The organism is Rhizorhabdus argentea, assembly GCF_037861105.1.
GTDB classification, from domain to species: Bacteria; Pseudomonadota; Alphaproteobacteria; order Sphingomonadales; family Sphingomonadaceae; genus Rhizorhabdus; species Rhizorhabdus argentea.
Genome location: NZ_JBANFK010000020.1, coordinates 64,273 through 72,460, shown reverse-complemented (window position 1 = coordinate 72,460; position 8,188 = coordinate 64,273). Strand labels below are relative to the sequence as shown.

Sequence of the window (8,188 nt, the reverse complement as noted above, 5' to 3'; positions counted from 1 at the left end):
AAGAAGACATGAAGCGCATGGCCTCCAGAAGCGGCGGGTGGAACGATGTTGCGGCGCAGCGGGCTGTTGGCAAGCCCCGGATGGCCCAACAGCGATTCCGACCCTTTGTTCCGCCGGCGTTTCTCTGGTGCCAGACCGATCGTCAGCGCCGGAAAACCTGCACCAGCCCGGCCGCAAAGGCGATGCGGACCGCTTCCGCGACGCTGCGCACGCCGAGCTTGTCCATCAGATTCGCCCGATAGATCTCGACGGTTCGGGGCGAGATATCGAGTTCATAGGCAATGATCTTGTTGGCCTTGCCGTCGATCAGGCCGAGCAGCACGTCGCGTTCGCGCGGGGTGAGTCGGTCGATATCGTCCCGCGCCTGCTGGATCGCGTTCGCTTCCCGCTCGCGGTCCCCGATTCGCGCGAAGCCGTTGTCCAGCGCCGTGAGCAGCATGCGATTGTCATAGGGCTTCTCGATGAAATCCATCGCGCCCGCCTTCATCGCCTCCACCGCGACGCCGATATCGCCCTGGCCGGTCAGCAGGATCGTCTCGAATCGGTCGTCTAGATGTTGAAGCCGGCGCAGTACCTCGAGCCCGTCGATCCCGGGCATGTTGAGATCGAGCAGCACGCAGCCGGCCTCGATATAGGGAACGCGATCGAGGAAGGCTTCGCCCGACGCGAAGGAGGCGGTCGCGAAGCCGCCAGCGACATCGAGCAGCACCTCGACCGACTGGCGGAGGGCGTCGTCGTCATCGACGATGTAGATGTGCCGCGCCATCATGCCAGCACCTCCTCCATCACCGGCAAGGTGAAGCGGAAGATCGCGCCGCCGTCCGGCGCGGGTTCCGCGGACAGCTGGCCGCCATGCGCCTCGACGATCCTGCGCGATATGGCGAGGCCAAAACCGAGCCCCTCGCGCTTGGTGGTGGCAAAGGGGCTGAACAGCCGTTCGAGCATCTCCGCGGCAATGCCCGGTCCCGAATCGCGCACCGCTATCTCGATCAGATTGTCTCTCGTCATCGCCGTGGAAATCACCAGGTCGCGCCGATCACCGGCATGCGCCGCCATCGCGTCGGCAGCATTCCTGATCAGGTTGACCAGCACCTGCTGGATCTGGATACGGTCGCCCAGCACCAGCCGCTGCTCATTCTCGAACTCGTAGGACAGGCGGACGCCGAACGTACTGGTGTTGAACAGCGCCAGAGCCGCTGCCTCCCGCACCAGACTGGCCAGCCGCTCGGCGCGCATGTCGGCCTCGCCGCGCAAAATGAAGGCGCGTAGACGCCGGATGATCTCGCCCGCGCGCGACGCCTGGCCGCTGGCCGAGCTGAGCGCGCGGCGCAAGCGCGGCACATCGGCGCGGGCATCGGCATTGAGCATCAGGTCGGCGGCTCCCAGGAAATTGACGATCGCCGACAGTGGCTGGCTGAGCTCATGGGCGAGGGCAGCTGCCATCTCGCCCATCATACCCAGGCGGGAAACCTGGGCGAGATCGTTGCTGAGGCGGTGAAACCGCTCCTCCGAAGCGATCATCGGTCGCATGTCGCGCCCGAAGACGACGTGCATGCGTATCCCCTCCACCATCGCGTCGCCGACCAGGAACGAGGTTGGGACAAGCTCGCCATCGGAGCGACGGATGCCGACAGGCAGCGGCCAGGGCGTCTCGCGATCGGGGTTCGTGGTACCCATCAGCTCGCGGCGCACGGTCTCTTCGCCCCGCTCGTCTTCGATAAGATCGAACATGTTGCGGCCGAGCAACTCGGCCTCCAGATAGCCGAACAACTGGCAGGCGGTTGCGCTGCAGGCACGGATCACGCCTCGCTCGCTGCACACGAACATCGCGTCGGGCACAGTCGCCAGGATCGCGCGCCGCTCGGCCTCGCCGGCACGCAGCGCCTGCTCGCGCGCGCGCCGCTCGGTGACATCGAGATGGGTGCCGAGCAGCCGCACCGCCCGCCCGTCTTCGTCGCGAATGATTCGCGCCCAGCCTTCGGCGAGCCGGTCACTGCCGTCGGGAAAGGGGAACTGAAAGTCGAAATGGGCACGGTCCTGGCCCGTCGCGATCGCTTCGTCGATGATATTGCGAACCGTCGCATTGCAGTCGGAACACCACGAGAAATCCGATTCGGGCGCGTGGGACGGAGCGCCCAGCCCTCCGAAAAATGCTTCCCTGCGGGTAGTCCAAATTGTCTTGCCGGCGATCAGGTCGACCTCATAGATGAAGATCCCCTGGACCGAGACGGCGGTGGCGAGCCGTGCCTCACTCAGCCGCAATGCGGTTTCCGCTTTGCGCCATTCGGTCACGTCGGTCAGCGCGTTCACCCCGGAATAACGCCCGTCGAGGTGGTCGAACAGCTTGATGGCATGGTGGATGACAAGCTCGCGCCCGTCACGATGGCAATGGACAACGTCAATGTCGAGGCTACCCTCGCGCCTGAGCTGCTGCCAGAGGAACTGGTCCGATTCGGAAGGCTGACTATGCAGCAGCGCCTTGCGATATTGTCCCTCCGCTTCCCTCGCGGTCCAGCCGAAGAGTGCCTCGCATCCCCGTGACCAGTGTCGGATCACGTCCTGCTCATCGACCACCATCACCGCGGCGATCTCTACCGCCTGCATCAGTTCCCGACGCGCCAGCAGCATCGGTGAGCAAGGCCGCGCGCGCGCGCGCCAAAACCATGCCAGCGCAGCCGCCGCCAGAAGGCCGACCACCGCGTGCGGCGCTGCAGCTTCCGGACGAGTCGACATGGACACCACCTCCACGACCGCGCCTGTGGCAATGGCGGCAAGCAGCATCGAAAGGCCGACGCTCGTGCGATCGTCAGCCAATCGCGCCCGCGCGCGGAACATGAAACTCTGGGGCCCCGTCTGCCTGTCCTTCCCTTCCGGGTATCGGTGATTACGCGATAGGCCTAGCATCGCTGCCCAAGGGCTTAAAGTTGGACATTTACGGCCTTTACGCTGATCGGCTCTCGCTCTAGCCTAGCCGGCCGGTTGCCATCGCGAGGATTACGCGCGCCCGATCGAGGTGCAGCCGCTCCACCATCTCTCCGCCGACACGAATGGCTCCCTTCGATCGATTTTCCGGATCGGCGAAGCCGGCGACCGCCGCCTCGGCCCAGGCAATCTCCTGATCCGAGGGGCTGAACAGGCGGTTCGCGATGTCGATCTGGCGCGGATGGATCAGCGTCTTGCCATCAAAGCCATAGTCCCGGGCCTCGGCGCACTGCCGCTCCAGCCCCGCTTCGTCGTCGAACGCATTATAGACGCCATCGAGCGCGGCGAGGCCGTAGCCCTTCGCCGCTGCCACGGCTTGCGCCATCATGCTCAGGAAAGGGGTACGCTCGACGGTAAGTCGGGCGCCCATTTCCTTGGCGAGATCATTGGTGCCGAGCACGAAACAGCCCGGCCGCACCGCCATGGCTTCGGCGATGGGATCGAGCCGGAAGATCGCCCGTACGCTCTCTATCATCGCCCAGAAACCCGTCTCGGCGGCCGCGGATGCCATGGCGGCGTGATAGCGCCGCACCGTCTCCGGATCTCCGACCTTGGGCGCCAGCACCGCATGTGCGCCCGACGCCGCAGCCGCGGCGATATCGGCTTCGCCCCATGGCGTGTCGATCGCATTGACTCGTATCACCAGCTCGCGCGCGCCGAAGCCGCCAGCGCGGACCGCGTCGACGGCATTGGCGCGGGCCTGCTCCTTGGCCTCGGGCGCCACCGCATCTTCAAGATCGAGGATAACCACATCGCACGGCAGGCTGCGCGCCTTCTCGATCGCGCGCAGATTCGATGCCGGCATGTAGAGCGCACTGCGGCGCGGGCGAATGGTCATTGCAGCTTCTCCTGTCTCCTCCCCGTCCCGGGGAGAAACGAAGAAGTCAATGGACGAAGCGGGCGACGACCTCGCGATAGGAACGGCTGACCTTCACCTGCGCGCCCGAATCGAGCACGAGAAAGCATTCGCCGTTGGTGTGTGGCTTGACCTGACGGACGAGGTCCAGATTGACGATCGTCGACCGGTGGACGCGCTGGAAGCGACGCGGATCCAGCCGCTTCTCGAGGTCCTTCATCGTCTCGCGCAGGATCAGCGTGTTGTCGCCGGTATAGATGCACATATAGTCGCCGGCGGCGTCGATCCGCTCGATGGTGTCGACGTCGACGCGGAAGATCTGGCCGCGATCCTTGATGTTGATCAGCTTCTCGAAACGGTTCGAGGCCGGGGCGTCGTCGCTATCGACGAAGTTGTCGGCCGCGTCGGGGGCGACCTCGGCCAGCACCTCCTTGAGTCGCCCGGCTTCCTCGACGCCACGCTTCTCGGCGAGCCTCTGGCGGACGCGGTCGAGCGTGTCGGCAAGGCGCTGCTCGTCGACCGGCTTCAGCAGATAGTCCATCGCCTGCGCTTCGAACGCGCGGATGGCGTGATCCTGATAGGCGGTAACGAAGACGAACAGCGGCGGTTCGACCTCCATCAGCCCCTGGATCACCGAAAAGCCGTCGAATCCCGGCATCTGAATGTCCAGGAAGACGAGGTCCGGCTTATGGGTCTTGATCGCGCGGATGGCCTCACGGCCATTCAGGCAGGTTTCGATGATTTCGACATCCTCGTGCGGTGCCAGCCTCAGTTGAAGGCCCTGTATGGCCAGCGGCTCGTCATCGACGAGAATGGTTCGGATGGTCATTCACTATCCTTGCGCTGTTTCGCGGTATGGAAGGGGATGTCGATCACGACACCGAAGCCTTCGTCGCGGCCAGTCTGGACCTCAAATCGCTGATCGGTACCATAGGCCTGCGCCAGTCTGTCGCGAATGTTCGCCAAACCGACGCCTGTTGAATAGGTGGGACGTGCAGCACCGTCGGTCAACCCCGGACCGGTGTCGGACACGGTTATGATCACCCGGCGCTCGCGGTCGCCACCCATCACCCGGGCCTGGACGCTGATGTCGGCTCCCTCCTCGAGCGGCGTCACCGCATATTTGATGGCATTTTCGACCAGCGGCTGGAGCAGCAGCGACGGTAGCCGGACCTCCGATGCCGCCGGATCGATCTCGAAATGTGCGCGCAACCGGTCCTCGAAGCGCATCTTCTCTATCTCCAGATAGAGTTTGAGAGTCTCGACCTCCTGGGTCAGGCTCACCGTGCCCTCGGGCTCGTTGGCGAGGGTGTAGCGCAGGAAGGAGGAGAGCCGCGATAACATCGCATTGGCGCGCTGGGTTTCCTTGAGCAGCACCAGCGTGGAGATCGAGTTGAGCGTGTTGAACAGGAAATGGGGGTTGAGCTGGTAGCGCAGCATCGCCAACTGCGCTGAAGAAGCCTGGCTTTCGAGCCGCACCACCCGGTCGCTCTGCTGTTCGAGCAGAAGATGGAAATTGATGCCGTAATAGAGCGCCGACCATGCCGCGAGCAGCGAAAAATCCAGCAGGATCGCGCCGAAGAACTGGATGCCCTCGGGCATTTCCTGCGGCCGGTAGAAGGTCGCGTGCGCCCAGGTTTCGATCGACGAGAAGATCGCCGACGCGATCACCAGGATCAGAATCGAAACCGACCAGGTGACGATCGGCTTGAGCTGGATCAGCCGGCGAAAGGCCGATGCCATCAAAAGCGTCAGCGAATAGCCGGTGGCGGTGGTCAGCGCTGTCGGGACGACGAACAGCAGACCCATGTTGTTGGCCAGCCCGCCCAGCGAGCGTAGTACGAAATAGCCGGTCCATCCCGCCGACTGGAGGACCCAGAAAGCGTGATTCTTGTCGTCAAAAAACGGTTTTTCACCGAGCAGGGGAATGGGCATCGCGATCCGAATAGCCGATGCCGACGCATTTGTTTAGCCTAGAGCTTGCTCTAGCCGCGCCGGAAGGGGGTAAACTCCGCCAGATTTTCGATGTTCGCCTCGATCGCGCGGCGCTCATGCGCGAGATAGTCGGCAACCGCGCGCCGGAAATTGGGATTGGGGATATAGTGCGCGGACCAGGTCGCCACCGGCTCATAGCCCCGGGCCAGTTTGTGCTCGCCCTGCGCTCCGGCCTCGACCCGTTGCAGCCCGCGCGCGATCGCAGCGTCGATCGCCTGATAATAGCATAGCTCGAAATGGAGAAAGGGCACTTCCTCGAGCGCACCCCAGTTGCGGCCATATAGCGCGTCCGCGCCGATCAGGTTCAGCGCACCCGCGATCGGCCTTCCGTCGCGCAGCGCCATGATCAGCAGCACCCGATCGGCCATGCGCTGGCCGAGCAGCGTGAAAAAGGACCGGGTAAGATAGGGCCGTCCCCATTTCCGCGCGCCCGTGTCCTGATAGAAGTGCCAGAAAGCGTCCCAGTACCGCTCCTCGATCGCGGCGCCGCTCAGATGGACGATCTCGAGCCCCTCGACCGCCGCGGCGCGCTCCTTGCGGATCGTCTTGCGCTTGCGCGACGCCAGCTGGGCGAGGAAATCGTCGAAGCATCCATAGCCGCGATTGGTCCAGTGAAACTGGCGGTCGGTCCGGATCAGCCAGCCTGCCGCCTCGAACAGCGGCACCTGCTCGGGCTCGACGAAGGTGGCATGCGCGGACGACATGTCGTTGTCGCGCACCACCCTCTCGGCCGCAGCGATCAACTGCGGCGCAAGGTCGGGATCGCGCAGCAACAACCGCGGTCCGGGCACCGGGCTGAACGGGACCGCGATCTGCAATTTCGGATAATATTGGCCGCCGGCGCGGTGCCAGGCGTCGGCCCAGCCATGGTCGAACACATATTCGCCCTGGCTGTGGCTCTTGGCATAGGCCGGCAGGATCGCGGCGGGGCGGCCATCGGCGCCATCGATCGCGATCGGCACCGGCTGCCAGCCGGTGCGCGCGACCGCACTGCCCGACAGCTCGAGCACCGACAGGAAATCATGCGAGACGAACGGGTTCGCGGTACCAGCGCAGGCATCCCATTCATCGCGATCGAAGCTGGTCACCCCCTCCGCCATTCTGGCGGTGAGGTTTCCTACCATGCCCTCACCATCCCGGCGCCTCGAAGATGATCTGATCGCTGCAATCGGCTGCGATCGACTGCTGCTCGGCCGAATCGACGGTCCAGGCCAGGATCGGTATGCCGCGATTGCGCTGGCGCAGCGCGAAGCGGTTGGGCAGATCCTCGATGTCGATCGCCAGGAATTCGGGACGCGCCCGCCATAGCGCCTTGATCCTCTCGGCGCCTTCCTCCTTGGCATATTCGCTGCTGTCCGACAGCATCAGCCCGCGCGTGATCCGGCTGCCATGCGACGCGAACCAGCGCGGCACCTCGCCATGAAGCGACATCACCGCAGCCTCTCCGCGATAGCCTTCGATCGCATGGCGCACGGCGACGCACAGCTGCGAGACATGGCCTTCGACCGCACGCAGCTCGACGATGACCGGGGTTCGGCCGGCGACTATCGCAAGGATCTCGTCGAGCTTCGGGATGGTCTCCTCGGTGCCGTTGAGCCCGATCTGCGACAGCTGCTTGCTGGACAGGTGGCGGACCTGCCCGGTCTCGGCGGTCATGCGGTCGAGGGTGGAGTCCCGGAAGACATGGGCGAGCCCGTCGAGGCTAAACTGGACGTCGATCTTCACGCCATAGCCATGTTCGACCGCGGCCTGCACCGCCGCCCGGCTGTTCTCCGCGAGGCGACTGCCATGCAGCCCGCGATTGGCGAAAGGCGTACGGGTCAGGTAGCCGACGCGGCGCGCGTCGGGAACCGGGAAGCGCCAGCGATCAAAGAGGCCGAACAGCGACAATCGCGTCGATCTCCACGGCGGCGCCGAGCGGGAGCACCGGCACCCCGACCGCGCTGCGGGCGTGGCGCCCCGCCTCGCCGAACACTGCCTGCATCAGCTCGGACGCGCCATTGGCGACCTTCGGCTGCTCGGTGAAGTCGGCGTTCGACGATATGAAGGCGCCGAGCTTGACGATCCGCACGACCCGCGAGAGATCGCCGCCCAGGGCTGCCTTGATCTGCGCGATGAGCATTACCGCGCAGCGCCGGGCAGCCTCGGCGCCCGCGGCCAAGTCGACATCCTGGCCCAGCCGTCCGACAATCAGCGAACCATCTTCGCGAAACGGCAGCTGACCCGAGATGTGGAGCAGTCCGCCCGCCTCAACCGCCGGCACATAGGCGGCGACGGGGGCGGCCGGAGCCGGCAGGACGATGTTCAGTTCGGCGAGACGCGCATCGATACTCATGGGCCTTCTTTCTTGTACGC

8 protein-coding genes are annotated in these 8,188 nt (G+C 64.8%); all 8 read right to left on the bottom strand.

Annotated features, from left to right (window positions below):
- Positions 1-142: 142 nt before the first annotated feature.
- The 8 genes from AAC645_RS16285 to AAC645_RS16250 all read right to left on the bottom strand — a co-directional run bounded on the left by AAC645_RS16285 (position 143) and on the right by AAC645_RS16250 (position 8,168).
- Entirely contained in the window at positions 143-769 is a 627-nt protein-coding gene (locus AAC645_RS16285; RefSeq protein ID WP_340317548.1) for a response regulator transcription factor, read from the bottom strand.
- Complete coding sequence (locus AAC645_RS16280) at positions 766-2,814, bottom strand: PAS domain S-box protein (RefSeq protein WP_340317547.1); 2,049 nt, start codon at positions 2,812-2,814, stop codon at positions 766-768. Before AAC645_RS16280 ends, AAC645_RS16285 begins: the two co-directional genes overlap by 4 nt.
- Positions 2,815-2,962: 148 nt before the next feature.
- Complete coding sequence (locus tag AAC645_RS16275) at positions 2,963-3,820, bottom strand: HpcH/HpaI aldolase/citrate lyase family protein (RefSeq protein ID WP_340317546.1); 858 nt, start codon at positions 3,818-3,820, stop codon at positions 2,963-2,965.
- 46 nt (positions 3,821-3,866) lie between these two features.
- Positions 3,867-4,667 carry a LytR/AlgR family response regulator transcription factor gene (locus tag AAC645_RS16270; RefSeq protein WP_340317545.1) on the bottom strand — a complete coding sequence of 267 codons (801 nt, stop codon included), beginning with the start codon at positions 4,665-4,667 and terminating at the stop codon, positions 3,867-3,869.
- Positions 4,664-5,773 carry a sensor histidine kinase gene (locus AAC645_RS16265; RefSeq protein ID WP_340317544.1) on the bottom strand — a complete coding sequence of 370 codons (1,110 nt, stop codon included), beginning with the start codon at positions 5,771-5,773 and terminating at the stop codon, positions 4,664-4,666. The genes AAC645_RS16270 and AAC645_RS16265 overlap by 4 nt, the downstream gene beginning before the upstream one ends.
- A gap of 50 nt (positions 5,774-5,823) precedes the next feature.
- The gene (locus AAC645_RS16260; protein WP_340317543.1) at positions 5,824-6,957 is read right to left on the bottom strand and encodes a GNAT family N-acetyltransferase; all 1,134 of its coding nucleotides are present in this window, start codon (positions 6,955-6,957) and stop codon (positions 5,824-5,826) included.
- A gap of 4 nt (positions 6,958-6,961) precedes the next feature.
- On the bottom strand, positions 6,962-7,723 hold the full coding sequence (locus tag AAC645_RS16255) for a glycerophosphodiester phosphodiesterase family protein (protein ID WP_340317542.1): 762 nt from the start codon (positions 7,721-7,723) through the stop codon (positions 6,962-6,964).
- Complete coding sequence (locus AAC645_RS16250; RefSeq protein WP_340317541.1) at positions 7,701-8,168, bottom strand: RidA family protein; 468 nt, start codon at positions 8,166-8,168, stop codon at positions 7,701-7,703. The genes AAC645_RS16255 and AAC645_RS16250 overlap by 23 nt, the downstream gene beginning before the upstream one ends.
- Positions 8,169-8,188 lie beyond the last annotated feature (20 nt).

What these genes read in the sequence shown, in the direction of transcription:
- AAC645_RS16285 (WP_340317548.1), bottom strand. Translation starts at nt 769, where the DNA reads ATGATGGCGCGGCACATCTACATCGTCGATGACGACGACGCCCTCCGC.
- AAC645_RS16275 (WP_340317546.1), bottom strand. Translation starts at nt 3,820, where the DNA reads ATGACCATTCGCCCGCGCCGCAGTGCGCTCTACATGCCGGCATCGAAT.
- AAC645_RS16270 (WP_340317545.1), bottom strand. Translation starts at nt 4,667, where the DNA reads ATGACCATCCGAACCATTCTCGTCGATGACGAGCCGCTGGCCATACAG.
- AAC645_RS16265 (WP_340317544.1), bottom strand. Translation starts at nt 5,773, where the DNA reads ATGCCCATTCCCCTGCTCGGTGAAAAACCGTTTTTTGACGACAAGAAT.
- AAC645_RS16260 (WP_340317543.1), bottom strand. Translation starts at nt 6,957, where the DNA reads ATGGTAGGAAACCTCACCGCCAGAATGGCGGAGGGGGTGACCAGCTTC.
- AAC645_RS16250 (WP_340317541.1), bottom strand. Translation starts at nt 8,168, where the DNA reads ATGAGTATCGATGCGCGTCTCGCCGAACTGAACATCGTCCTGCCGGCT.